The organism is Cellulomonas edaphi (assembly GCF_030362815.1).
In the GTDB taxonomy this organism is placed as follows: domain Bacteria; phylum Actinomycetota; class Actinomycetes; order Actinomycetales; family Cellulomonadaceae; genus Cellulomonas; species Cellulomonas edaphi.
Genome location: NZ_JAUCGR010000001.1, coordinates 348,192 through 372,610 on the forward strand (window position 1 = coordinate 348,192; position 24,419 = coordinate 372,610).

Below are 24,419 nucleotides of genomic sequence, written 5' to 3' on the forward strand. Positions count from 1 at the left end.
CCGCCCGTGCCGGATATCGCCGGTTCGTCTTGACTCGCCCGCTTCGGATTCGTAGCCTCGGGTCAGCAGTTCGCAAGAACTCGACAGTCGGTCCGCACAAAGTTGTGCGGTACCGGCAACTGCTCAACGAGCGCCTTCGACCGTCGCCCGCACACCCACGCGGACGGCCGCGCGTCAGCCCACGCAATCCTGCTTGGCCCATCGCAGTCCATCCCGCCGGGAGCGTCGACGCGTGCCCGGCTCCACCCGCCACGAGCGGGAGAACGAGGACGTCTCATGAGAAGGAAGTTCCGCAGCGCCGTCGTTGCCGCCGCCGCCGTCGCGCTCGTCGTGCCCCTGGGCGCGATCGCGACCTCGGCCGCCGACGCGGCCACCGTCAACCTCGCGGCCGGCAAGGCCACGACGTCGAGCAGCACCAACGCCCCGTACGCGTCGGGAAACGTGACCGACGGCAACCAGGGCACCTACTGGGAGTCGAGCAGCAACGCCTTCCCCCAGTGGGTGCAGGTCGACCTCGGCGCCGCCGCCACGGTCACCGACCTCGCGCTCAAGCTGCCCTCGGGCTGGGGCGCGCGCAACCAGACCATCGCGGTCCAGGGATCCGCCGACGGGAGCAGCTTCACGACGCTCAAGGCCCAGGCCTCCTATGCCTTCGCGCCGAGCGCCAACACCGTGTCGGTGGACGTGACCGACTCCTCCGTCCGCTACGTCCGGGTCCAGTTCACCGCCAACTCCGGCTGGCCGGCCGCGCAGCTGTCCGAGCTCGAGGTCCTCGGCACGGCCCCGATGAACCCGCCCGTGGACCCGCCGTCGGGGAGCAACCTCGCGCAGGGTCGGCCCGCGAGCGCGTCCTCGAGCACCCAGACCTACGTCGCCGCCAACGCGGTGGACGGCAGCGCGACCACCTACTGGGAGGGTGCCGACGGGCAGTACCCCAGCACTCTGGCCGTGAACCTCGCCGCGACGAGCGCGCTCACCGGCGTCGTCGTGCGACTGAACCCGGACTCCGCATGGGGCAGCCGCACGCAGACGTTCGAGGTCCAGTCCCGCACCGGCACCGGTGCGTGGTCGACCATCAAGGCCTCGGCCGCCTACACGTTCAGCCCCGCGAGCGGCAACCAGGTGACGATCCCCGTCACGGGCTCCGCGACCGACGTGCGCCTGCAGTTCACGGCGAACACGGGTGCAGGCAACGGCCAGGTCGCCGAGCTCCAGGTCTGGGGCACGACGAGCACCCAGCCCGCCCGCCCCGACCTCGTGGTCAGCTCCGTCGCCGCAACGCCGGGTAGCCCCACCCCGAGCGACGACGTCACCCTGTCCGCCGTCGTGCGGAACTCGGGCGACGGTGCGTCGACCGCCACGACCCTGGCGTTCACGGTCGGCGGCCAGACCGTCGGCACGGTGAACGTCGGCGTGCTCGCCGCGGGGGCGCAGACCACGGTCACCGCGAGCATCGGGGCGCGCGCTGCCGGCACCTACGCGATCGGCGCGACCGCTGACCCCGCCAACACGGTCGTCGAGTCGAACGAGTCCAACAACGCGGCCTCGGGATCGTTCACCGTCACGAGCGGTCCGGTCGAGCCCCCGCAGGGGCAGAACCTGGCGCTCGGCCGGCCGGCCACGGCGTCGTCGACCGAGTGGACGTACGTGGCCGGCAACGCCGTGGACGGCAGCCGCACCACGTACTGGGAAGGCGCGGGCGGCCAGTACCCGAGCTGGCTCGCCGTGAGCCTCGCCTCGACGTCGACGCTCAGCGGGGTCACGGTCCGGCTCAACCCCGACGCGGCGTGGGGCGCGCGCACCCAGACGTTCGCGGTCGAGGGCAGGACCGGGACCGGCTCGTGGTCGACGCTCAAGGCCTCCGCGTCGTACTCCTTCGCCCCCGGCTCCGGGAACAGCGTCACGATCCCGCTCAGCGGCACGGCCAGCGACGTGCGGCTCGTCTTCACCGGCAACACCGGCTCGGGCAACGGGCAGGTGGCCGAGCTCGAGGTGGTCGGCACGCCGGCCCCCAACCCGGACCTGGTCGTGACTGCGGTGACAGCGTCGCCGGCCAGCCCGGTCGAGTCGGACGCCATCACCCTCAGCGCGGTGGTGCGCAACTCCGGCACGCTCGCGTCGGCCGCGACGACCGTGCGGTTCACGGTCGACGGCGAGGCCGCCGCCACCGTGGCCGTCGGCGCGCTCGCGGCAGGTGCCCAGGCCACGGTCTCCGCCTCCGCCGGTGCTCGCGCGGCGGGCAGCTACGCCATCGGTGCCCTCGTCGACCCGGCCAACTCCGTGGTCGAGCAGAACGAGGCCAACAACGGCTTCACCAACCCGACGAGGCTCACGGTGGCTGCCGTGCCGAGCTCGGACATCATCCCGGTGGTCAGCTGGAACCCCAGCACACCGTCGGCCGGCGCGAGCGTCACGTTCACCGCGGCGATCGCCAACACGGGCAACGTCGCGACGGGCAGCGGATCGCACGCCGTCACCGTCACGCTCAAGGACGGCACCGGCGCCACCGTCAAGACGTTCACGGGTGCGGTGAGCGGCGCGGTCGCCCCCGGCGCCACGAGTGCACAGGTCTCCTTGGGAACGTGGACCGCCGCCAACGGCAACTACACGGTGACGTCCGTGGCAGCGTCCGACGCGACCGAGGTCGCCGGCAAGCAGGGCAACAACACCGCGACCGCCGGCATCTTCGTCGGCCGCGGCGCCAGCATGCCGTTCGACTTCTACGAGGCCGAGGACGGCCGGACCGGCGGCGGAGCCACCGTGCTCGCGGCCAACCGCACGGTCGGCGACCTCGCCGGCGAGGCCTCCGGGCGTCGCGCGGTCACGCTCGCCGACAACGGCGCCTACGTCGAGTGGACGCTCAAGAGCTCGACGAACACGCTCGTGACCCGGTTCTCCATCCCGGACAGCGCGGGGGGCACGGGTCAGAACGGCTCGATCGACATCTACGCCGGCGGGACGTTCCTCAAGCGTCTCGACCTGACCTCGCGCTTCGCGTGGCTGTACGGCAACGAGACCAACCCGGGCAACACCCCGAGCGCGGGCGGACCGCGGCACATCTACGACGAGGCCAATGTGCTGCTCGGCACCACGGTGCCGGCCGGGACCACCATCCGGCTGCAGAAGACCGCGAGCAACCCGCTCCCGGTCACCGTGGACTTCGTCAACACCGAGCAGGCGACGGCCAAGCCCAACCCCGACACGGCCGCGTACATCACGCCCGCCGGCTTCACGCACCAGGACGTGCAGAACGCGCTCGACAAGTTCCGTCAGGACACCACGGGCAGGCTCAAGGGCGTGTACCTGCCGGCCGGCGACTACTCCACCGCGAGCAAGTTCCAGGTGTACGGCAAGGCGGTCGACATCGTCGGCGCCGGGCCGTGGTTCACCCGGTTCTTCGCGCCGAGCGGCCAGGAGAACACCGACATCGGCTTCCGGGCCGAGGCGTCGTCCAACGGGTCGAAGTTCCGCAGCTTCTCCTACTGGGGCAACTACACGTCGCGCATCGACGGTCCCGGCAAGGTGCTGGACTTCACCAACGTCTCGAGCATGACGGTCGACGACCTGTGGGTCGAGCACATGATCTGCATGTTCTGGGCGAACAACATGGACAACAGCTCGATCACCAACTCGCGCATCCGCAACACCTTCGCCGACGGCATCAACATGACCAACGGCAGCGCCAACAACCGCGTGGCCAACATCGAGGCGCGCGGCACCGGTGACGACTCGTTCGCCCTGTTCGCCGCCACCGACTCCGGCGGACTGGGCCAGACCGGCAACGTCTACGAGAACCTCACCTCGCTGGTCACCTGGCGCGCCGCGGGCCTCGCGGTCTACGGCGGCTACGGCAACACGTTCCGGAACATCTACATCGCGGACACCCTGGTCTACTCGGGCATCACCATCAGCTCGCTGGACTTCGGCTACCCGATGGACGAGTTCGGCTCGGCGTCACCCACGTCGTTCCAGAACATCTCGATCGTCCGCGCCGGCGGGCACTTCTGGGGCAACCAGACGTTCCCGGCCATCTGGGTGTTCTCCGCCTCGAAGAAGTTCCAGGGCATCCGGGTCAGCGACGTCGACATCGTCGATCCCACGTACTCCGGGATCATGTTCCAGACGAACTACGTGGGCTCCACGCCGCAGAACCCGATCACCGACACGGTGTTCACGAACATCTCGATCACCGGCGCCCGCAAGAGCGGCGACGCGTGGGACGCCAAGTCCGGGTTCGGCATCTGGGCCAACGAGCAGCCGGAACCCGGTCAGGGCCCGGCGGTCGGGTCGGTGACGTTCCACAACCTGCGCATGTCCGGGAACTTCCAGGACATCAAGAACACGACGTCCACGTTCACCATCAACCGGGACTGAGTGCGCACGCGCGACGGGCGGTCGGGTCAACCGGCCGCCCGTCGGTGCGCTCAGCGCCAGGTGTGCTGCGGCTCCCAGCCCAGCAGGCGGCGGGCCTTCTCGATGCCCAGCAGCGTCTCGTTCCCGACGAGCGGGCGTCGCACCGGGACGTCGGGGAGGTACTCGGCCACGAGCTCGGCCGTCGGGCGCTCGAGCACGGTGTCGGGCGAGGCGATGACGAACGCCTCGAAGCCGGTCAGGTCGCTCTCGAGCGCCAACCGCGTGGCGAGCGCGCCGTCGCGCGCGTCGATGTAGCCCCACAGGTTCCAGATCCGCGAGCGCGGGTCGGCCGCGAAGGCGGGGAACTGCGCGTAGTCCTCGACCTCCATGACGTTGGAGAACCGCAGCCCGATGTACTTCGCCTCCGGGTCCCACCGCGCGAAGTGCCGAGCCATCTCCTCCTCGACGGCCTTGCCGAGGGAGTAGGTCGACTCCGGACGCACCGTGTACTCCTCGTCCACCGGGAGGTACGGCGGTGGCACGTCGAACGGCAGGCCCAGCACGGTCTCCGAGGACGCCCAGACGACGTTGCGGATGCCCGCCTGGCGCGCCGCGAGGAACACGTGGTGCGTGCTGAGCACGTTGTTGGCGAACGTCGCCCCGCTGGGCCGCAGACCCGGCGCAGGAACCGCCGCCAGGTGCACCACCGCGTCGACGCCGCGGTAGCGGTCGTCGATGCCGTGCAGCGTCTCGACCACCTGGCCGAGGTCGGTGAGGTCGACGCGGGTGAACGCTGCGGGCTGGCCCGGTGGAGGCGGCGCGAGGTCGGCGTTGACCACGTCGTACCCGTGCTCGGCGAGCTCCGTGACGACCGCTCGCCCCAGCTTGCCGCTGCCTCCGGTGACCACCACGCGACCCATGCCGGCCACGCTAACCGCTCACCGGACGGCGCGCAGGAACTCCTCGAGCAGCGGGCCGGCGGTCGTCGAGCCGTAGTCGCCCTCGTCGACGAACACCGCCACGGCCAGGTCGCCCTGCGCCGCGATCATCCACACGTGGTTGCGCAGGTCCTCGGTCTGGCCGAACTGGGCGGTGCCCGTCTTGGCGATCACCTCCTCGCCCGGCACGTCCGCGAGGAACGACGCGCCACCGTCCGTGACGACGCCGCGCATGAGCTCGCGCAGGGTGCTTCCCTCGGCGCCCGTGAGCGGCACGAGCGGACGCGCGGACTCCGTGGGGTCCGGGCTCGGCGCGGGCTCGTCGTCCGTCACGACGAGGCGAGGCGTGACGGTCGAACCCGCTGCCACCGAGGCGGCCACGGTCGCCATACCGAGCGGCGAGGCGAGGACCCGGCCCTGGCCGATCATCGTGGCCGCGTGGTCCGTGCCGTCCGAGTCCGCCGGGACGGCGCCGAGGAACGCGGCGAACCCCAGGTCCGCGCCGGGCACCAGGCCGAGCGAGCCGGCCGCGTCGATGAGGGCGTCCTGCGTGGCCGTGTCGCGCTCGGCGATGAACGCCGTGTTGCACGAGTTGGCGAAGGCCGTGCGCAGCGGGATCTGACCCAGGTGCGCGCTCGGGTAGTCCGGGAAGTTGGAGAATTCGCGGCCGTCGACGTCCACCTGGGGCGTGCACGTGACGTCCGAGTCCGGCGTCGCGCCGGCGCGCAGCAGAGCCAGGGCGGACGCCACCTTGAACGTCGAGCCGGGCGCGAACTGTCCCAGCGTGGCGGTCGACATGCCGTCGCCCCCCGGGCCGCTGGCTGCGGCCAGCACGTCGCCGGTGGACGGGCGGATCGCCACGATGGCGCTGGCGGGTCGTACCTGCGCGAGGACGTTCTCGGCGGAGGTCTGCATCCCGACGTCCAGCGTCGTGCGCAGCGGGGTCCCCGGGGTGGGCGCGACCGCGTAGAGCTCACGACGAGCCGAGCCGTCCTCGCTCACGGCCTCGACCGTGAGCCCGGGCAGGCCCCGCAGCTGCGCGTCGTACTGGCGCTGGAGGCCGGACAGCCCGGTGAGGTCGCCCGCCGCGATCGCACCGTCGGACTTCGCGATCGCCTCCGCGGTCGCGTCACCCACCGTGCCGAGCACGGGCCGGGCGAACAGCCGCGTGGGTGCCAGCGGCATGGTCGCCGCGACGGGGTCCACGCCCGCGAGCCTGTCCAGCGCCTTGACGTCGTAGTCCGGGTCGCCGTCACGCACGACGATGGCCTCGACGAAAGCCTTGGGGCCCGCCGCCGCGACCTGCTTCGCATACGCCGCGGGGTCCATCTCCAGCGCGGTCGCCAGCGCCCGCGCGGCCGCCTTCGTGTCGGCCGCGTCGACGCGCGTCTTGTCGATGCCGACGCGCCATACCGGCCGGTCCTCCACGATGACCTCGTCGCCCGCGCCCAGCACCTGCGCCCGTGCGGCGCGCGCGCGCGAGACGGACAGCACCTCCCCGTCCACCAGGTCGGGGACCAGCAGGGACGGCTGCCACGCCGTCTGCCACGTGTCGTCGTCGCGCTGCATCCGCGCCGTGACGCGGTAGGTCCAGTCGTCGTCCGAGGCGTCGAGGTCCCACGTGTACGCGAGGGTGGCGGTGGCTCGCTCGTCGTCCTCGGGGTCCACCGCGACGGCTGCGACCGTGACCGCGGGCCGGCGGTCGCCGAGCGCCTCGAACGTGGAGGTGCGCTGGCTCGACGCGGCCGCCGCGTCGGCCGTCGCGGTCAGCGCGACCCGGCTGAAGTCCCCGCTGGCCAGCGCCTGCGCCAGCGTGCCGGCCGCCGCCTGCGGTCCCGGCGGCTCGCTCGTGCACGAGGTCAGCGCCGCGGTGACCAGGACGAGCGCGCCGACACCGGACCAGGCTCTGCGGGCGGACGCCATCGATCTCCCTCGAACGCGGTGGTGGCGGGCGCGTCACGCGCGGCCAGTCCCGAGCGTGCCGCACGCCGGCCGGGCGCGTGGACGTTCGGGTGACCCCTTCACCGTTCCTCCCCAAGTGTGCAAGCGACCACCCACATGGGACGAGGTGATTGCTGGGGCTACCGCCCCGGCAGGCCGGTCCCCGTCATCCGCTCCGCGGCGTCCCACAGCCACGCCGCGGCCCGCGCGTCGCGCATGCGACGGCTCAGCCACGCCGGCCCCGTGGGCCCGACCAGGCTGAGGGCGCCGCTCGGCCCGTAGTACGCGCCCCGCTGCGCGTCGGGCGAGGTGGCGGCGAACAGCATCGGCTCGGCTCCCTGCGGCGGGTCCTGGACGGGGACCAGCGGCAGGTCGAGCAAGGACCGCCGGGGCGTGCGGCCGCCCAGGGAGGCGCCGGCGGTCTGGAGGTTGGTGCGGGTGAAGCCGGGGTGCGCGGCGGCGCTGAGCAGCTCCCACCCCCGCTGGTCGGCCACGGCGGCGAGGTGCCTCGCCAGGTAGAGGTCCGCGAGCTTCGACTGCCCGTAGGCGCGCTGCGGGCCGTAGTGCGTGGTCCAGTGCAGGTCGTGCGTGCGGATGCGGCCCCAGTGGGCGGCGACCGAGCTCATGGTGACCACCCGCGGGGCGGGCGCCGCGAGCAGCTGCGGCAGCAGACGGTTGGTCAGCGCGAACGGGCCGAGGAAGTTGGTGCCGAGCTGCAGCTCGAACCCGTCCACGGTCTCGAACCGCTCGGGCGGGGCCATGACGCCCGCGTTGTTGAGGAGCAGGTCGACGTGCGGCAGGTCGGCCAGACCGACCACGAACTTCTCCACCGACGCGAGGTCGGCCAGGTCGAGCACCCGGACCTCGACGGAACCCGGATGCCGGGCACGCAGCCCCGCCGCGGCGCGGTCACCCTTGCCCGCGTCGCGCACCGCGAGAATCACATGGGCCCCCGCCGCGGCGAGTCGCCGGGCAGCCTCGAGACCCGTCCCGCTGTTGGCGCCCGTGACGACGGCCGTGCGGCCGCTCTGGTCGGGGACGACGTACACGGGAGCCTCCAGGCAGCGACGGGCGGGACGGCCGACGGTGCCATGCCCGCGCGGGCGGCACAACCGTCGGCTGCGCGGGCCGCTCGACCCGCGGCCGCGCGAGCCCGACAGGCGGCCGCGCGAGCCAGGCAGCCGGCCGCCGTGCGCGCCGGGCCGCGGCGCGGTCGAATGGCAGCATGTCGACCACACCACTGATCACCCTGAACAACGGCGTGACGATCCCTCAGCTCGGGTTCGGCGTCTTCCAGATCGACCCCGACGAGACGGCCGACGCCGTCGTCACCGCCCTGGATGCCGGGTACCGGCACATCGACACCGCGCAGATGTATCGCAACGAGGCCGGCGTGGGCGAGGGCGTGCGTCGCTCGGGCCTGCCTCGCGACGAGGTGTTCATCACCAGCAAGCTCAACAACGACTCGCACGACCCCGAGGCGGCGGCCGCGGCGTTCGAGCGCACGCTCGACGCCCTCGGCACCGACCACGTGGACCTGTTCCTCATCCACTGGCCGCTTGCGATGGTCTCCGACTTCGTCGAGACGTGGCACGCGATGGAGGAGTTCTACCGCTCGGGCCGCGCGCGGTCGATCGGCGTCTCCAACTTCCAGCCGCACCACCTGCGGCGCCTGATCGACGGCTCCACCGTGGTGCCCGCGGTGAACCAGATCGAGGTGCACCCGTACCTGACCCAGGCGGAGGCACGCGCGTTCGGGGCCGAGCACGGCATCGCGACGGAGGCCTGGTCCCCCATCGCGCAAGGCAAGGTGCTCGACGACCCGACCGTGGTCCGCATCGCCGAGACGCACCAGCGCACACCCGCGCAGGTGACGCTGCGCTGGCACATCCAGCGCGGCGACATCGTCTTCCCCAAGTCGGTCACGGCGGCGCGCATCCGGGAGAACTTCGCGCTGTTCGACTTCGAGCTCGACGACGTGGACATGGCGGCGATCGACGCGCTGAACCGCGACGAGCGCACGGGCCCCGACCCGGACACGTTCGACTACGTGCCCTGAGGCTGTCGATCCGGCGGACGCTCGCGCGTCATGTCCACATCACCCGAGACACCAGGAGGACACCATGGCCAAGTTCGCGCTGACCATCGTCGAGCCGGCCGGACCCCCGCCGGCCGACCTTGACCTCGACTCGATCATGCGGGACGTCGACGCGCTCGACCAGGAGCTCCGCACGGCAGGGCTGTGGGTCTTCGCGGGCGGGCTCGAGCCACCGACCCGGGCCAAGACCGTGCGGCACGAGGACGACGCGCTGGTGGTGCTCGACGGCCCCTACGTCGAGACGGCCGAGCACGTGGGCGGCTTCACGGTCGTCGAGGTGCACGACGAGGCCGAGGCGGTGGCGTGGGCGCGGCGCTTCGCCCAGGCGACGCGGCTGCCCGTGGAGGTCCGCGCGTTCCGCTGAGGGCGCGCACGGCACGACGAGCCGACGGGCGGGCACCCCAGGCGGTGCCCGCCCGTCGTCATGCCCGTGCCCGTGAGCCCGTCAGGGAGCCACGGGGTACTCGGCCAGGTAGGCCGTGGTGGAGCCGCCCGGTGCCGCGACCGCCGGCCCGCCCACGCCGTTGACGACGTGGTCGATGGTGCCGGCGTTGTTGAGCGACACGATGATCATGTTGTGCAGCTTGACGCCGCTGCGCTCCGGGACCTCGAACGCGTTCGTGGCGTGCAGCGTCGGATCGACGTTGGTGTAGATGTAGCTTCCCAGCCCCCACGCCTCGTGCGTGGTGACCTTGTCGCCCACCTTGTAGCCCGCGTAGCCGAGCGTGCTGCCGTGCTGCCAGGCGGCCTGGTTCGGCGCGTCGTAGGGCAGCTCGTTCTGGAAGAAGATCGTCCGGCCGCGCTCGCCGTTCCAGACCACGTTGTACTTCTGGTAGTGCTCGGAGAACAGGCCCGTGGCCAGCACGTCGTTGCCGTTGACGAGCACGCCCGTCTCCGCCGTGTTCACGGTCCAGCCCACGCCGTCCGTGCCGTGGTCGGCGCGCCAGGCCCAGGTGTGGTCGATGATCACGTTGTTGGCGTTGACCACCAGGGACTGCGTGGCCCGGCCCTGGTGCGCGCCACCCACCCGGAAGAAGACGTCGCTGAGCGTCGTCGGGTTGGCCGGGTCGGACAGGTGCGGCTTGCGGCCGAGCGCGTCCAGCTTCGACAACCGCGTGCCCACCGTCAGGAGCGACGGCGAGTTGGTCGCGCCGGCGTCGAACATGAGGCCCGCGATCTTGACACCCTTGACGTCGAGCGTGCGCAGGCCCACCGAGCCGTTCTCCGGGACGATGGTGGCCAGGCCGAGGCCGAGCACCACCTGGTTGGGGTGCACCACCGTCAGCGGGCTGCTGTTGTGGTAGATCCCCGGCGTGAGGAGCAGGTGCTTGCCGGCGTACAGCGCCTGGTTGATCTTCTTCACGCTGTCACCCGGCTTCGCGACGTAGAAGCGGTTGAGCGGGATGGACGAGCCGGCGGTCGTACCGCTCTTCCACGACGTGCCCGCGGAGTCCTTCACCGCGTCCGGCACGAAGACGTTCCACTTGCCCTTGCCGTCGACGTAGAGGAACGGCTTCTCCCGCGACACCGGGGTGGCGGCGAGGGTCGTGTACTTGTTGTCGTCGGTGAAGGGTCCACCGGCCGGGGCGCCCTCGACGCCGGAGAACACCTGGTTCCACACGAAGTTGCTCCAGCCATCGACCGAGCTGTTGCGCGTGAGGAACTGCTGCTGGGAGCCGCTCACCACGAACGGGAGCTTGGAGTCGGCGATGAAGCCGCCGCTCGCGTACTGCGGGCCGGCCGTGCAGTAGTCCATGAGCGAGAGGTTCGCGCCCGTGAGCTCGACGCGACGCATCGGAGCGGCCTGCGAGACCGCCCAGAAGTTCGCGGAGTTGCGGCAGCCGTCGCTGCCGCCGACGAAGTTGATCGACAGGTTGGACAGGGACCGCCAGAAGTTCACCAGCGCGATGCAGTTGCTCTCCTGGTCCGGCGCGGGCGGAAGGCACCGGTTGTAGACCTCGACCGCGCCGTTGATCTTCACGTCGCCCGGGTTGAGCCCGAGGCCGGCGACCTCGGTGTAGTAGCCGACCTGGAAGCGCAGCGGGTGCTCGGCGGTGCCGTAGGTGCCCGGCTTGAACAGGATGGCGTAGCGCCCGTCGCCCATCTCGGCGTCGACCTGCTTGGCGTGGATGGCGTCCACGGTCTTCTGGATGTCGTCGACGGACATGCTGGGATCGAAGACGACGGTGTTCGGGCCGAGGTCCGGGTCGGGCTTGCTGGAAGCGGTTGCAGGGGTCGCGACGGCGGCGGAAACCGTGGTCGCGAGCGCGACCGCGAGAGCCGCGACACCGAGGCGACGGCCGGAGGTGCTGGTGCGGGGGCTGTGCGTCCGCCGGTGCGAGCGGCGCGGGAGAGGCAGCATGGATGACCTTTCAGCGTTGGAGGTCAGTCGAGATTCGCTCGAGCGACCTGCCGCGCGCGAGGGGGCGCCCACGTTGGCGCCCCCCGTCACGACGGCCGGTCGGCCGTGAGATAGGACAAAACGTACCTGGCGGACGGCGCGTGTCAACCGTCACTGACGGGTGAGTCAGTCGTGGGAATCGCGTCCACGACTGGTCGCGCTTCCAGGGCTGCTGCACGCAGCGTCGGAACGCGTGCGGGAACGTCCGGCCGGGTCCGTCGTAGACGCCCATACCCCGGTACGCTACGGTCCCCATATCGATCATCGATAGGGGCGGACATGACAGGTCCATGGGTGCGGCGGCTGGCGAACCTGCTGGTCGCGATCGGCGTCATCGGCGCAGCGCTCGGGGTGCTGGACTTCGTCAACGCGCTGACGCAGGTCTCGGCAAGCGTCAAGGCGACCGTCCGTGTCGCGCCGTCGGGATGCTGCGGGGACGCCCGGGTCGAGCTCCCTGGCGTGACGCTTGCCGACGGGTGGCTCCTCCCGGCCAACGGGCCCGACGGGCTCTCCGCGAGCCCCTCCGCCGGGCAGCTCCGGATCGAGGCGTGGGGATCGACCGCGCCCGAGCAGGCGCTGGCCAACGCAGAGCTGCTGGTGGGCGGGGTCGGCTTCCTGCTCGGGGCGCTCCTCATCCGGCCGGTGCTCGTCGCGCTGTCGGAAGGCCGGCCGTTCCGCCGAGGCAACGCACGGCGCATCACGCTGGTCGCGGTGACGGTCGCGGTCACGGGGGTGCTCGTCCCGTTGCCGTCCCAGCTCGCCGGGCTCCGCATCGCACAGCGCACCGGGCTCGAGACGGAGCTCGTGCACGGAGTCACCGTCCCGCTCGCCCCGCTCCTGACCGGCGCTCTCGTCCTGGCTGTTGCCGCGGCCTTCCGCGCCGGGGAACGACTGACGCGCGAGTCCGAGGAGATGGCCGCCGACCTTCAGGGGCTCGTGTGACGGAGGAGCACCGCGTCGTCTGCCACCTCGACCGCCTCCTCGCCGCGCGCGGGCTCACCCTCGTCCAGCTCTCTGCGCTCACGGGCATCACCGTGGTCAACCTCTCCGTCCTGAAGAACGACCGCGGCAGAGCCGTCCGTTTCAGCACCCTCACCGCGCTGTGCGACGCGCTGGCCTGCCAGCCGGGCGACCTCTTCAGCGTCCACTGACCGGCCCGGTCGAGCCGCGGACCACGAGCTCCGTCGCGAGCTCCACGTGCAGCGCGTCGAGCTTGTGCCGCTCCAGCAGCCGCACCAGCAGGCTCACCGCGATCCGCCCCATCTCGGCGAGCGGCTGCCGGACGGTGGTGAGCTGTGGCGCCGTGGCCCGGCTGAGCTCGAGGTCGTCGAACCCCGTCACGGACACGTCGTCCGGCACGGCGAGCCCGCGCGCGGCGGCCGCGCGCAGCGCCCCGACCGCGCTCTGGTCGTTGAAGCAGACGAGCGCGCTGGGCCGGTCGGCGAGGTCCAGCAGCTCCCCGGCCGCGCGCTCGCCGTCGGCGGCGGTCGCGTGCGTGAAGCGCACCAGCTCCGGGGGCGGCAGCACGCCGACGTCCACCATCGCGGCCGCGTGCCCCGCGTAGCGGTCGTTGCCCGCCACCCACTCGCGCGGACCGGCCACGACGCCGATCCGCCGGTGACCCAGCGCCAGCAGGTGCTGGGTGACCTGGCGCGCGCCGGCGAAGTGCGCAGCCGACACGGCGGCGACGTCGCGGGGGGGCGTCAGGCGCGGGTCGACGACGACGAAGGGGAACCCTCGGCGACGCAGCGCGACGAGCTCGTCGCCGTCCTCCGGCGGCAGCACGAGGACCGCACCGGCGACCTCCCGCGCCTGCACCGTGGTCAGCGGGTGCGTGGACTGCGCCGACTCCCCGGCGTCGAGCAGCATCGCCCGGCCGTGCAGGTCGAGGGCCTCGCCGATCGCCGAGACGATGGGCCCGAAGTAGTCGGACAGGACGTAGGGGCAGCGGACGAACACCGGACCCGACCGCGTGCCGGACCAGGGGTCGGGCCGGGTTCGCGGCGAGGGCGCCGACGCGCCGCGCGACGCCAGTGCGGCCTCCACGCGAGCCCGCGTCGAGGGCGCGACGTTGTCGTGGCCGTTGAGCACGCGCGAGACGGTCGCGATGGAGACGCCCGCCTGCGCGGCGACGTCCCGGACCGTGGAGCGTTCCATTGTTACATCCCTTGTTTCAGCGGCCTTCGAGTTGACAGGCGTCGAAACGCGCGGTGTTCTGTCTGATTGCGGGCGGTTCGCCCGCTGTTTCAGGATGTTACACGACTCGACGGAGAGTGCGATGAGAACAACCAGACTCGCAGCGGCCACCGCAGCGTCGGCCGCACTCGCGGTGGTCGTGGCGATGGCCACCCCGGCCGCCGCGCACGGCCGGCCCGCCCCGCACGACCCCCAGGCGCAGGTCTGGGTGACCACCGTCGACCGCGCCGAGCTGCTCCACCAGCGCGCGCCGGTCCCCTTCGAGGCGGGCACGTCCGACCTCACGACGATCGTCGTCGACCCGACCCAGCGCTTCCAGACCGTCGACGGTTTCGGCGCCTCGATCACCGACTCCTCGGCGTCCCTGCTGGCGGCCCTGCCGCGCGCCGAGCGGGAGGCGACCATGGCCAAGCTGTTCGACCCGCGGCGTGGGATCGGCGTGAGCTTCCTGCGCCAGCCGGTCGGCTCGTCGGACTTCACGGCGGCGAACCAGCACTACACCTTCGACGACGTGGCGCCCGGTCACACCGACTTCCCGCTCGAGCACTTCAGCATCGCGCACGACGAGAAGCAGGTGCTCCCGCTGCTGCGCCAGGCCAAGCGGCTCAACCCGGAGCTCACCGTCCTCGCCACGCCGTGGAGCCCGCCGGCCTGGATGAAGACCACGGACTCCCTCGTGGGTGGGCGCCTCAAGGACGACCCGGCCGTGTACGACGCCTACGCGCGCTACCTCGTGAAGTTCGTCCAGGCGTACGCCCGCGCGGGCGTCCCGGTCGACTACCTGACCGTCCAGAACGAACCGCAGAACCGCACGCCCAGCGGCTACCCGGGCACGGACATGCCGGTCGCGCAGCAGATCAAGGTCATCGACGCGCTGGGCCCGCTGCTGAAGAAGGCGAGCCCCCGGACCCGGATCCTCGGCTACGACCACAACTGGCAGACGCACCCCAACGACGCCGCGAACACGCCTCCCGGCGAAGACCCCGGCACCGACTACCCCTACCAGCTCCTCGACAGCTCGGCCTCGCGGTGGCTCGCCGGCACGGCCTACCACTGCTACTACGGCGACCCCTCGGCGCAGACCGCGCTGCACGACGCCTACCCGAACAAGGGCATCTGGTTCACCGAGTGCTCCGGCTCGCACGGCGCGACCGACACCCCGGAGCAGATCTTCCGCGGCACGCTCACCTGGCACGCCCGGACGCTGACCATCGGCGCGACCCGCAACTGGGCGAAGTCGGTGGTCAACTGGAACATCGCCCTGCGCGAGGACGGCGGCCCGCACCTGGGCGGCTGCGACACCTGCACGGGTCTGGTGACCGTCACCGACGACGGCAGCGTGCGCCCCGACGCGGAGTACTACACGATCGGGCACCTCTCGAAGTTCGTGAAGCCCGGCGCCGTGCGCATCGGGTCCACGTCCTTCGGGACCACGGGGTGGAACGGGCAGATCATGGACGTCGCGTTCCGGAACCCCGACGGCTCGACGGCCCTCGTGGTGCACAACGAGAACGACGACCCGCGCTCCTTCGCGGTGCAGGTGGGGAACCGCTCGTTCGAGTACACGCTGCCCGGCGGCGCCCTGGCCACGTTCACGTGGCCGGCGTCCCACGCGCTGCGGCCGGCGCTGCACCAGGTCCCGCTGACCGGCGCCACGGCGACGGCGTCGCACGCCGCCTCCGACGCAGCGCTGGCCGTGGACGGCGACGCCTCCACTCGCTGGTCGAGCGGGACCGCGCAGGCGCCCGGCCAGTACGTGCAGGTGGATCTCGGCCGCGTGACGCCCTTCCGGCAGGTGGCGATCGACTCGGGCGACAACCTCGGCGACTACGCGCGCGCGTGGACGCTGACGGCCAGCCGTGACGGACGCACGTGGCACACGCTCGCCAGCGGGTCCGGCACGGGGCAGCTCACACAGGTGGACGTGCGACACGCGACCGCGCGGTACCTGCGCGTCACGTCCACCGGCACCACGGGCAGCTGGTGGTCGCTGGCAGACCTCCGCCTCTACCACTGAGCCCGCAGGCAGCCGGCGATCGTGAGGTCGCCGGCTGCCCCGGTTCGCGGGCACACTGCCCAGGTGGACGACGAGTGGGGTGCGGACCGGCTCGACCTCGACGCGTACCTGACGCGGGTGGGGGCGTCGGCCGACAACGACCTCGCCGCGATCCACCGGGCGCAGCTGGGTGCCGTGCCGTTCGAGAACCTCGACGTGATGCTCGGCCGCGGCGTGAGCGTGGACCTGCCGGACATCGCGCGCAAGGTGGTCGACGACGGGCGCGGCGGCTACTGCTACGAGCACGCCCTGCTGCTCGGCGCGGCGCTCGAACTGCTCGGTCACGACGTGGAGCGGCGCCTCGCCCGGATCGGTGACCCCGCCGTGCAGCCACGGCCACGGTCGCACCTGGTGCTGCTGGTGCGCGAGGGCGGCGAGACGTGGCTCGCCGACACCGGCTTCGGTGGCGGCCTGCTCGAGCCGGTGCCGCTGCGCGACGGCGCGGTGGTGCAGCAGGGCGCGTGGTCGTTCCGCACCGACCTGGTGGCGGGTGCATGGCGGCTGTCCGAGCGGCGCAGGGGCGAGTGGGTCGCGCTGTACACCGTGCCGCCGGAGACGACCTACTTCGTGGACGTCGTGGGCGCCAACCACGTGACCTCGACGAGCCCCACCTCGCACTTCACGCACGGAATCCGCGTGCAGCGCAAGGACTCCCAGGTGCTGCGCTGGCTGACCGGCCGCGTGCTCCACATCGACTCGCCCGACGAGCCCCTCCTGGAGCGGACCGTCGAGGACGGTGAGCTGGGTCAGGTCCTCGACGACCTGGGCCTGCACCTCCCGGCGGCGGACGTCACCGCCCTGGTCGCGACCCTTCCGCCCGCCCGGACGGCCTGAACCGCGCTCCCGGTCTCACGTGAGCGCGTCGTGGTCCCCGCGCGTCCACGCGGCGTGCCTGGCCGCGGAGCGCAGCACCACCGCCGTCGCATCGGCCGGGATCACCCCGTCGAAGTTGTTGTAGAGCCGGTCGAACGGGCGCCGCGTGACGTGGCGGGCGACGCGCTCGGCAACGGCCCCGGACAGCGGGATGCGGTTGGGGTAGCTGCGCATGAAGCTGACCGACGTCCGGTCGGGGTTGGCGAAGAGGGTGTCGCCGCTCAGCAGCACGCCCCGCCCCTGCGCCCCGGCCGCCCAGTGCACCACCGCGCTGCCGGGGAAGTGCCCGCCCGGCTGGGAGAGCATCACGCCGGGCAGGATCTCCAGGTCGCCCTGCCAGGCGGCGATCACCGGGTCCTCGCGTGCCACCCAGTGCCGGTCCGGCTCAGCGACCAGCACCGGGACGTCCCCCAGCGCGTGCGACCACTCCACCTGCACGCCGAACATGTGCGGGTGGCTCGCGACCACCGCCGTGACCTCCCCGAGCGCACGCACGGCGGCGACCGCCTCGTCGTCCACGTAGCCGAGCGGGTCCCACAGCAGGAGCCCGGCGGGGGTGCGCACGACCTTCGACTCCTGCCCGATGCCGACCCCGGGGCTGGCGTGCAGCGCGAACAGGTCGGGCTCGAGCTCACGCACCGCGATCCGCACGCCCGCGTGGTGCAGCTCGGCCAGCGTGGTCCACGCCTGTCCCGAGGCGGGCACCCACTGCCGCTCGTCCGCGCAGATCGCGCAGACGTCGGGCTGCTCGTCGTGCTCGACCGCGCAGGTCGCACAGATCCACATGCACCCGAGCGTGCCGTCGTGATCAGGACGGGGCAAGCCCGTCAGGCGACGACGAGCAGCTCGCGCGGGCTGTCGTTCAGCCGCAGGGCGCGCTGCGGGTGCCCGGGCGGGAACGCGACGACGATGTCCTCGATCCGCACGCCGAACCGGCCGGGCAGGTAGATGCCGGGCTCGACGCTGAAGCACATGCCCGCCTCGATCGGCCGCTCCTCGCCCTCCACGATGTACGGCGGCTCGTGCGTGGTGGTGCCGATGCCGTGGCCGGTGCGGTGGATGAACCGCTCGCCGTAGCCCGCGTCGGTGATCACCGCCCGCGCCGCGCGGTCGACGTCCTGGCACGTGGCACCGGGCCGGACGGCCTCGAAGCCGGCCTGCTGCGCGGCGCGCACCACGTCGTGCACCTCGCGCTCCTCGGCGGTGACGTCCTCGCCCACGTGCACCGTGCGGCTGGTGTCCGACCCGTACCCGTGCATGAGACCGCCGAAGTCGAGGACCACCATGTCGCCGACCTCGATCACGCGGTCCCCCGCGTCGTGGTGCGGGTTCGCGCCGTTCTCGCCCGCGCACACGAGCGTGAAGTCCACGTGCTGGTGCCCGTGCGAGCGCAGGAGCTGGGCGAGGTCGTCGGCGACGTCACGTTCGCGACGTCCCGAGAACCGCGTGCTGAGGACGTCGATGAACGCCGCGTCCGCCGCCATCCCCGCCGCCGAGAGCCTGCTGAGCTCCTCGGCGTCCTTGACCGCACGCAGCATGGGCAGCACGTCGGTGAACGCCGCGAAGCCGGCTCCCGGGAGAGCGCGCTGCAGCCCGAGCACGTGCAGCGCCCACAGCCCGTCGGACACCGCGTAGCGCCCGTCCGGCTGCAGCATCCGGGCCACCGTGGCGTACTCGTCGTCCCCGTCCTTCCAGGCGACCACCTCGAGGCCGCTGCCGAGGGACGCCTCGAGGTCACCGCGCTCGAGCAGGGGGACGACCACCACCGGGTCGGCGTCGGCCGGCAGCACCAGCATCGTGAGCCGCTCGAGGATCGCGGTCGGCACGTAGCCGGTGAAGTAGGCCAGGTCGGGACCGGGCGCGACGAGGATCCCGGCCAGCCCGGCGGCGCGCGCCTGGGCGGCCGCGCGGCGGCGCCTGACGACGAAGTCCTGCGGCGCGAACGGCCTCATGGCCGCCAGCCTGCCACCGACCCGCGGCCGGGGCTACGCCCGGGGCTTCGTGGCCTTGCCGTCGAGCCACAGCGTGTCGGACTCGTCGCGGTGCACGCCCTCGGTGCCGACGAACTTCGCGTCGATCGTCGGGCCGTTGCGGATGACGTGCACCAGCGCCATGCCGTGCCCCCGGCCGAGCCCGTAGTCGGACTTGAGCCACTCGAGGATGACGCCGGCCTTGACGGAGGGGTCGTCGAACCCGCGCTCGTGCGCCTGGTCGACGAGCTGGCGCGGCGTCAGGCCCGTCTTGTCCTCGATCGTGTCGAGGTACGCCTGGAACGACATGCTGGTCCTCCTCGTGGCAGCCGGCTGGGACGCACGCTAGCGGAGGATGCCGACACCGCGCCGCGCGCGGGAACCCGCCTGCTCGCACGGGCGTTGAGTACAAGCCCCGTACGCCACCGCGCAAGGAGTTCACCATGGGCGTTCCCGTCACGGTCGTCGACCCCGCGTTCCCCACGGCAGCCGCACCTCCGTCGCAAGCAGCCACGGCCTTCGACCCTTCGGCGACGCCGGCCCAGGAGCTCGAGCGCCAGGTCACCACGTACGTCGAGCTCGGCGTGCCCGCGGTCCTCGGCCTGGATGAGGCGGGCTTCCGCGCACTCGTCGCGCCGCTGTCCGCCGAGGGCCTCCCGCCCGCGGCGGCGTCCCGGCCGGACGACGCGGTCGACGTCCTCCTCGTCGTGCCGGTGCCCGACGTCAACGACCTCGCGCCCGCGATGCGCCGGGGGTCGAAGGTGGGCGTCAGCGTGATCGATCGCGACGAGGCGGCCACCTATCGACCGCTCGCCGGGCTCGAGATCCCGCGCGGTCCCTACCTGCTGTGGGGCATCGACACCGGGTCGGAGTTCTGCAACGAGCGCCCCGAGGACGCACTCGCGGCCGTCACGTCCCGCGGCCGCACGCCCCTGACCATCGACGAGGGGGTGGCCCTGGCGATCGTCCGGCCGGACATGCTGCGTCCCAACCGCTGCTTCTCGCTGATGGGTTCCCGCACGGGCACCAACCAGCGGGTGCCCGCGGTCTGGATCAGCGAGCGTCGGGCGAAGCTGGGCTGGTGCTGGGACCGCAACCCGCACACCTGGCTCGGCGCGGCGTCGGCAGCGGGGCGACGAGCCGCCTGACGCGGGGCGGTCGGTCGCGGACGGCGACGGCAGCATCGAGATCATCCCAACGCTTACCGTTCGGTAGGTGAAGGGCTTACGCTGCTCTCCGAATCGTTTCGACCATCGACCACAGCGCCGTGGCGCACGCTAGAGGGGGGCACCGCCATGAGTGCCGACATGCCGTACCAGGACCCGACGCTCCCGGTGCCGGACCGCGTCGCCGACCTGCTCAGCCGCATGACGCTGGCCGAGAAGGTGGGCCAGATGCTGCAGCTCAACGCGAAGGACGGCGTCCGGGCAGCCATCGAGGAGATGCACGCGGGCTCGATCCTGCACGCCTCCCCCGAGCGGGTCCGCGAGGCCGCGGCGCTGACCGAGAAGACCCGGCTGCGCATCCCGCTGCTGGTCGCCGAGGACTGCATCCACGGCCACTCGTTCTGGGTGGGCGCCACCATCTTCCCCACCCAGCTGGGCATGGCCGCGACATGGGACCCCGCGCTCGTCGAGCAGGTCGCGCGGGCGACGGCGGTCGAGGTCGCCGCCACCGGCATCCACTGGACGTTCTCGCCCGTCCTGTGCATCACGCGCGACCTGCGATGGGGCCGCGTGAGCGAGACGTTCGGCGAGGACCCCTTCCTCATCGGCGAGCTGGCCTCCGCCATGGTCCGCGGCTACCAGGGAGACGGCCTCGACGACCCGACGGCCATCCTGGCCACGGCCAAGCACTTCGCCGGCTACTCGGAGACGCAGGGCGGACGCGACGCGAGCGAGGCGGACATCTCCCGCCGCAAGCTGCGCTCGTGGTTCCTGCCGCCGTTCGAGCGCGTGGCCAAGGAGGGCTGCCGCACGTTCATGCTCGGCTACCAGTCCATGGACGGCGTGCCGATCACGGTGAACAACTGGCTGCTCAACGACGTGCTGCGCGGCGAGTGGGGCTACACCGGCACGCTCGTCACCGACTGGGACAACGTCGGACGGATGGTGTGGGAGCAGCACATCGCCGCCGACTACACCGAGGCCTCGGCTCGCGCCATCAAGGCGGGCAACGACATGGTCATGACGACCCCGAACTTCTTCGCCGGGGCGCAGGAGGCGGTCGAGCTGGGCATGGTGCCCGAGGCCACGGTCGACGCGGCCGTCGCACGCATCCTCACGCTCAAGTTCGAGCTCGGCCTCTTCGAGAACCCGCGCCACCCCGACGTCGCGCTGCAGGAGCGGCACATCGGCTCGGCCGAGCACGCCGCACTCAACCTCGAGATCGCGCGCCGCTCGCTCGTGCTGCTCAGCAACGACGGGACGCTCCCGCTCGAGGGCGGACTCACCGCGGGTCCCGACGGGCGCGCGACGGGGACGGCCCCCTCCCGCACGGTGGCCGTCGTCGGCCCCAACGCCGACGACCAGCACGCGCAGCTGGGCGACTGGGCCGGCGCCTCGGGCCAGGCCGACTGGCTTCCCGAGGGCCACCCGCGCCACATGACCCAGACCGTGCTCGACGGGTTCCGCGACCACGTCCCCACCGGCTGGACCGTGACGCACGCGCGCGGCGCCGACATCCTGACCGTCGGACCCGACCCGGAGGGTGCGTTCTTCCCCGACGGCCAGCCGCGACCGCAGGTGGTCGTGCCGTCCGAGCCCGACGAGGCCCTGATCGCCGAGGCCGTCGCGGCCGCGCGGGACGCCGACTACGTGGTCGCGGTCGTCGGCGACTGCATCGAGCTGGTCGGCGAGGGGCGCTCCACGGCCACGCTCGACCTCATCGGCGGCCAGGTGGCGCTGCTCGACGCGCTCGCCGAGACCGGCACGCCGCTCGTCGTCGTCGTGATCGCCTCGAAGCCGCTGGTGCTGCCGCCGTCGGCGATGAACGCGGCCGCGATCATCCACGCCGCCAACCCGGGCATGCGCGGCGGGCGGGCCGTGGCCGAGCTGGTGCTGGGCCTGATCGAGCCCTCGGGCCGGCTGCCGATCTCCTACGCGCGTCACGTGGGCCAGCAGCCCACGTTCTACAACCAGCTGCCCGGCCAGCACGGCCAGCGCTACGCGGACCTCACCCAGAGCCCGGCGTTCGCGTTCGGCGAGGGCCTGACGTACACGACGGTCGCCTACGACGACCTCGTGGTCCTCACGCCCACCGTCACGGCCGACGACACGATCGCCGCGCAGGTGACGCTCCGCAACATCGGCTCACGCCCCGCGCTCGAGACCGTGCAGGTGTACGTGCACGACGTCGTCTCCTCGGTCACGTGGGCCGAGAAGGAGCTCAAGGCGTACCAGCAGGTGGTCCTCGCACCGGGAGAGACCCGCACGGTCGCGATCGAGGTCGCCGCGGCGGACTGCACCCTCGTGGACGCCGACGGCCACCGCCTCGTCGAGTCGGGCGCGTTCGAGCTGCTGGTGGGGCCGTCGTCGCGCGACGAGTCGCTGCTGCGCGGCGGGTTCACGATCAAGGCCTGAGCCCCGGTGCTGGGCCCTCCGCAGCGAGGGCCCAGCACCGTCCTCCCGTCTACCCCTTGACGGAGCCCGCGAGCAGCCCGCGGACGAAGTAGCGCTGCAGCGCCAGGAACACGATGAGCGGCACCACCATCGCGACGAACGCGCCGGCGGACAGCAGGTGCCACTGCGAGCCTCGCGTGCCCGCGAGCTCGGCCACGCGCACGGTCAGCGGCGCGGTGTCGGGCGCGCCGAACACCAGCGCGACCAGCAGGTCGTTCCAGACCCACAGGAACTGGAAGATCGCGAACGACGCGATGGCGGGCGTGAGCAGCGGGAGCAGGACGCGGAAGAAGATCTTCACGTGCCCGGCGCCGTCGACGCGGGCGGCCTCGACCAGCTCGCGCGGGATCTGCTTCATGAAGTTGTGCAGCAGGTAGATGGCGAGCGGCAGCGCGAAGATCGAGTGCGACAGCCAGATCACCCAGAACGTGCCGCTCACCCCGGAGCGGTTGTACTGCGTCAGCAGCGGGATCATCGTCACCTGGATCGGCACCACCTGGAGCGCGAACACCGCGACGAACAGGATGTTGCGGCCCTTGAAGTCGATCCAGGCGAAGGCGTAGGCCGCCAGCAGCGCGAGCGAGATGGGGATGACCACCGCGGGCAGTGTGATGACCAGCGAGTTGATGAAGTAGGTGGACAGCTTGGTCGAGGACCCGAACAGCACCTCGGTGTAGTTGTCGAACGAGAAGTTCGGGTCCTGCCACGCGGTCCACCAGCCCGACCGGCGGATGTCGGAACGCGGGCGGAACGACGTGACCAGCAGGCCGAGCGTGGGGATCGTCCACAGCAGCGCGATGACGATGGCGAGCGCGGAGGCCCACGGCGACGACAGCCGACCCTTGACGGCGATGGCGCGCTTGTCGGCGCGCGAGAGCTTGCTCTCCTTGCGTGAGTCGCCGACCTGCGAGTCCAGCAGGTCGGTGGGCGGGATGACGGTCATCGGACCTCCTCCGCGAGCCGCAGCTGTCGGACGTTGTAGACGACGATGGGGATCACGAGCACGAACAGGATCACCGCGAGCGCGGCGCCCAGCCCGGCGTTCTCCGCCCGGAAGCTCTGCGTGTAGAACTCGTAGGCCACCACCGACGTCTTGAAGTTGCCGCCGGTCATGGTGCGCACCACGTCGAACACCTTGAGCGTGGCCATGGCGATGGTGGTGAGCACCACCACGAGCGCCGGCCGGATGGACGGCACGGTGATGTACCGGAACATGCCCAGCCCGTGCAGGCCGTCGAGGCGCGCGGCCTCGACGATGTCGTCGGGGATGGCCTTGACCGCGGCCGAGATCACCGTCATGGCGAAGCCCGCCTGGATCCAGATCATCACGACGATGAGGAACAGCGTGTTCCACGGTTGGTGGAGCAGGAACTGCTGGGGCTCGAAGCCGAGCCACACGAGCAGCTGGTTGGCCAGGCCGATCTGCTGGATGTTGCCCTGGTTCGGCTTGTACTCGTAGACGAACTTCCAGATGATCGAGGCGCCCACCAGGGAGATCGCCATAGGCAGGAAGATCAGGGTCTTGGCGAAGGACTCGAACCGGGCCCGGTCGATCAGCACCGCGTAGACCAGCCCGATCGCGGTGGCGCACAGGGGCACCAGGACCACCCACAGCACCGTGTTGCGCAGGACGATCTGGAACTGCGGGTCGGTGAACGCGGTCACGTAGTTGTCGGCGCCCACGAAGTTCCGGCTCTTGGCGTCGAACAACGACAGGCGGATCGTGTTGAGCCCCGGGTAGACGAGACCGAACGCCAGGAACAGCAGCGTCGGACCCAGGAAGCCGGTGACCACGAGCCAGGTCGGCGCGCGCTTGATCCGGTCGACGCCGAACAGCAGGACGCTCATCACTGCCACGAACAGCAGGATGGCGACCACCATCAGCGCGAGCTTGTGCCCCGTGGTGTCGGCGTGCAGCAGCCAGTCCATCCGATCAACCTCTCGTCGGCACGTCGTCGTGCGGTCGGCGGTGC

At 71.9% G+C, this 24,419-nt stretch carries 19 protein-coding genes; 9 read left to right on the forward strand and 10 right to left on the reverse strand.

Annotation, left to right across the window (positions count from 1 at the left end; genetic code table 11):
• Window positions 1–276 precede the first annotated feature (276 nt).
• Window positions 277–4,374 (forward strand): CARDB domain-containing protein, encoded by a 4,098-nt coding sequence (locus tag QRT05_RS01715; protein WP_289444641.1) that lies wholly within the window; start codon window positions 277–279, stop codon window positions 4,372–4,374.
• A gap of 50 nt (window positions 4,375–4,424) precedes the next feature.
• Here QRT05_RS01715 and QRT05_RS01720 read toward each other — a convergent pair whose 3' ends face one another.
• The 3 genes from QRT05_RS01720 to QRT05_RS01730 form a co-directional block, all read right to left on the reverse strand.
• Entirely contained in the window at window positions 4,425–5,273 is an 849-nt protein-coding gene (locus tag QRT05_RS01720) for an NAD-dependent epimerase/dehydratase family protein (protein ID WP_289444643.1), read from the reverse strand.
• 18 nt (window positions 5,274–5,291) lie between these two features.
• Window positions 5,292–7,214 (reverse strand): penicillin-binding transpeptidase domain-containing protein, encoded by a 1,923-nt coding sequence (locus tag QRT05_RS01725; protein WP_289444645.1) that lies wholly within the window; start codon window positions 7,212–7,214, stop codon window positions 5,292–5,294.
• A 158-nt stretch (window positions 7,215–7,372) separates the two neighbouring features.
• Window positions 7,373–8,281, reverse strand: coding sequence for an SDR family oxidoreductase (locus QRT05_RS01730; protein ID WP_289444647.1), 909 nt, complete (start codon window positions 8,279–8,281; stop codon window positions 7,373–7,375).
• Between the two features lie 176 nt (window positions 8,282–8,457).
• Here QRT05_RS01730 and QRT05_RS01735 point away from each other — a divergent pair, with 176 nt between their 5' ends.
• Together QRT05_RS01735 and QRT05_RS01740 are read left to right on the forward strand one after the other, a co-directional pair.
• A complete protein-coding gene (locus tag QRT05_RS01735; RefSeq protein ID WP_289444649.1) occupies window positions 8,458–9,291 on the forward strand; it encodes an aldo/keto reductase in 834 nt (277 codons plus the stop codon).
• 64 nt (window positions 9,292–9,355) lie between these two features.
• On the forward strand, window positions 9,356–9,694 hold the full coding sequence (locus QRT05_RS01740; RefSeq protein WP_289444651.1) for a YciI family protein: 339 nt from the start codon (window positions 9,356–9,358) through the stop codon (window positions 9,692–9,694).
• An 81-nt stretch (window positions 9,695–9,775) separates the two neighbouring features.
• Here the strand turns inward: QRT05_RS01740 and QRT05_RS01745 are convergent, their stop codons facing one another.
• Entirely contained in the window at window positions 9,776–11,692 is a 1,917-nt protein-coding gene (locus tag QRT05_RS01745) for an adenylyl cyclase (RefSeq protein WP_289444653.1), read from the reverse strand.
• 318 nt (window positions 11,693–12,010) lie between these two features.
• Here QRT05_RS01745 and QRT05_RS01750 point away from each other — a divergent pair, with 318 nt between their 5' ends.
• Window positions 12,011–12,673 (forward strand): hypothetical protein, encoded by a 663-nt coding sequence (locus QRT05_RS01750; RefSeq protein WP_289444655.1) that lies wholly within the window; start codon window positions 12,011–12,013, stop codon window positions 12,671–12,673.
• On the forward strand, window positions 12,670–12,882 hold the full coding sequence (locus tag QRT05_RS01755; RefSeq protein ID WP_289444656.1) for a helix-turn-helix domain-containing protein: 213 nt from the start codon (window positions 12,670–12,672) through the stop codon (window positions 12,880–12,882). The genes QRT05_RS01750 and QRT05_RS01755 overlap by 4 nt, the downstream gene beginning before the upstream one ends.
• Here QRT05_RS01755 and QRT05_RS01760 read toward each other — a convergent pair.
• The gene (locus tag QRT05_RS01760) at window positions 12,869–13,888 is read right to left on the reverse strand and encodes a LacI family DNA-binding transcriptional regulator (protein WP_289444657.1); all 1,020 of its coding nucleotides are present in this window, start codon (window positions 13,886–13,888) and stop codon (window positions 12,869–12,871) included. The genes QRT05_RS01755 and QRT05_RS01760 overlap by 14 nt on opposite strands.
• 121 nt (window positions 13,889–14,009) lie before the next feature.
• On the opposite strand from QRT05_RS01760, the gene QRT05_RS01765 reads away from it, so the two are divergent.
• Window positions 14,010–15,944 (forward strand): discoidin domain-containing protein, encoded by a 1,935-nt coding sequence (locus QRT05_RS01765; protein ID WP_289444658.1) that lies wholly within the window; start codon window positions 14,010–14,012, stop codon window positions 15,942–15,944.
• Window positions 15,945–16,007: 63 nt separating this feature from the next.
• A complete protein-coding gene (locus QRT05_RS01770; RefSeq protein ID WP_289444660.1) occupies window positions 16,008–16,817 on the forward strand; it encodes an arylamine N-acetyltransferase family protein in 810 nt (269 codons plus the stop codon).
• 15 nt (window positions 16,818–16,832) lie between these two features.
• On the opposite strand, the gene QRT05_RS01775 is transcribed toward QRT05_RS01770, so the two are convergent.
• Genes QRT05_RS01775 through QRT05_RS01785 form a run of 3 tightly spaced genes read right to left on the reverse strand, consistent with a single transcriptional unit; the run spans window position 16,833 to window position 19,135 of the window.
• A complete protein-coding gene (locus tag QRT05_RS01775) occupies window positions 16,833–17,642 on the reverse strand; it encodes an MBL fold metallo-hydrolase (protein ID WP_289444661.1) in 810 nt (269 codons plus the stop codon).
• A gap of 41 nt (window positions 17,643–17,683) precedes the next feature.
• Entirely contained in the window at window positions 17,684–18,808 is a 1,125-nt protein-coding gene (locus tag QRT05_RS01780) for an aminopeptidase P family protein (protein WP_289444662.1), read from the reverse strand.
• A gap of 33 nt (window positions 18,809–18,841) precedes the next feature.
• Window positions 18,842–19,135, reverse strand: a complete 294-nt coding sequence (locus QRT05_RS01785) for a DUF4287 domain-containing protein (RefSeq protein WP_289444663.1) — start codon at window positions 19,133–19,135, stop codon at window positions 18,842–18,844.
• Window positions 19,136–19,269: 134 nt separating this feature from the next.
• On the opposite strand from QRT05_RS01785, the gene QRT05_RS01790 reads away from it, so the two are divergent.
• Together QRT05_RS01790 and QRT05_RS01795 are read left to right on the forward strand one after the other, a co-directional pair.
• Complete coding sequence (locus tag QRT05_RS01790) at window positions 19,270–19,974, forward strand: DUF5701 family protein (RefSeq protein ID WP_289444664.1); 705 nt, start codon at window positions 19,270–19,272, stop codon at window positions 19,972–19,974.
• A gap of 147 nt (window positions 19,975–20,121) precedes the next feature.
• Entirely contained in the window at window positions 20,122–22,407 is a 2,286-nt protein-coding gene (locus tag QRT05_RS01795) for an exo-beta-d-1,3/1,6-glucosidase (protein WP_289444666.1), read from the forward strand.
• A gap of 49 nt (window positions 22,408–22,456) precedes the next feature.
• Here QRT05_RS01795 and QRT05_RS01800 read toward each other — a convergent pair whose 3' ends face one another.
• Both QRT05_RS01800 and QRT05_RS01805 read right to left on the reverse strand, forming a co-directional pair.
• Window positions 22,457–23,389, reverse strand: a complete 933-nt coding sequence (locus QRT05_RS01800) for a carbohydrate ABC transporter permease (RefSeq protein WP_289444668.1) — start codon at window positions 23,387–23,389, stop codon at window positions 22,457–22,459.
• The gene (locus QRT05_RS01805; RefSeq protein ID WP_289444670.1) at window positions 23,386–24,375 is read right to left on the reverse strand and encodes a carbohydrate ABC transporter permease; all 990 of its coding nucleotides are present in this window, start codon (window positions 24,373–24,375) and stop codon (window positions 23,386–23,388) included. Before QRT05_RS01805 ends, QRT05_RS01800 begins: the two co-directional genes overlap by 4 nt.
• Window positions 24,376–24,419: the final 44 nt, after the last annotated feature.

Bases quoted from the DNA above. Each gene is read 5' to 3' on its own strand.
- QRT05_RS01775 (WP_289444661.1), bottom strand. From the start codon at position 17,642: ATGTGGATCTGTGCGACCTGCGCGGTCGAGCACGACGAGCAGCCCGAC.
- QRT05_RS01800 (WP_289444668.1), bottom strand. From the start codon at position 23,389: ATGACCGTCATCCCGCCCACCGACCTGCTGGACTCGCAGGTCGGCGAC.
- QRT05_RS01725 (WP_289444645.1), bottom strand. From the start codon at position 7,214: ATGGCGTCCGCCCGCAGAGCCTGGTCCGGTGTCGGCGCGCTCGTCCTG.
- QRT05_RS01795 (WP_289444666.1), top strand. From the start codon at position 20,122: ATGAGTGCCGACATGCCGTACCAGGACCCGACGCTCCCGGTGCCGGAC.
- QRT05_RS01805 (WP_289444670.1), bottom strand. From the start codon at position 24,375: ATGGACTGGCTGCTGCACGCCGACACCACGGGGCACAAGCTCGCGCTG.
- QRT05_RS01780 (WP_289444662.1), bottom strand. From the start codon at position 18,808: ATGAGGCCGTTCGCGCCGCAGGACTTCGTCGTCAGGCGCCGCCGCGCG.
- QRT05_RS01790 (WP_289444664.1), top strand. From the start codon at position 19,270: ATGGGCGTTCCCGTCACGGTCGTCGACCCCGCGTTCCCCACGGCAGCC.
- QRT05_RS01785 (WP_289444663.1), bottom strand. From the start codon at position 19,135: ATGTCGTTCCAGGCGTACCTCGACACGATCGAGGACAAGACGGGCCTG.
- QRT05_RS01750 (WP_289444655.1), top strand. From the start codon at position 12,011: ATGACAGGTCCATGGGTGCGGCGGCTGGCGAACCTGCTGGTCGCGATC.
- QRT05_RS01715 (WP_289444641.1), top strand. From the start codon at position 277: ATGAGAAGGAAGTTCCGCAGCGCCGTCGTTGCCGCCGCCGCCGTCGCG.
- QRT05_RS01765 (WP_289444658.1), top strand. From the start codon at position 14,010: ATGAGAACAACCAGACTCGCAGCGGCCACCGCAGCGTCGGCCGCACTC.
- QRT05_RS01720 (WP_289444643.1), bottom strand. From the start codon at position 5,273: ATGGGTCGCGTGGTGGTCACCGGAGGCAGCGGCAAGCTGGGGCGAGCG.
- QRT05_RS01760 (WP_289444657.1), bottom strand. From the start codon at position 13,888: ATGGAACGCTCCACGGTCCGGGACGTCGCCGCGCAGGCGGGCGTCTCC.
- QRT05_RS01740 (WP_289444651.1), top strand. From the start codon at position 9,356: ATGGCCAAGTTCGCGCTGACCATCGTCGAGCCGGCCGGACCCCCGCCG.
- QRT05_RS01745 (WP_289444653.1), bottom strand. From the start codon at position 11,692: ATGCTGCCTCTCCCGCGCCGCTCGCACCGGCGGACGCACAGCCCCCGC.
- QRT05_RS01735 (WP_289444649.1), top strand. From the start codon at position 8,458: ATGTCGACCACACCACTGATCACCCTGAACAACGGCGTGACGATCCCT.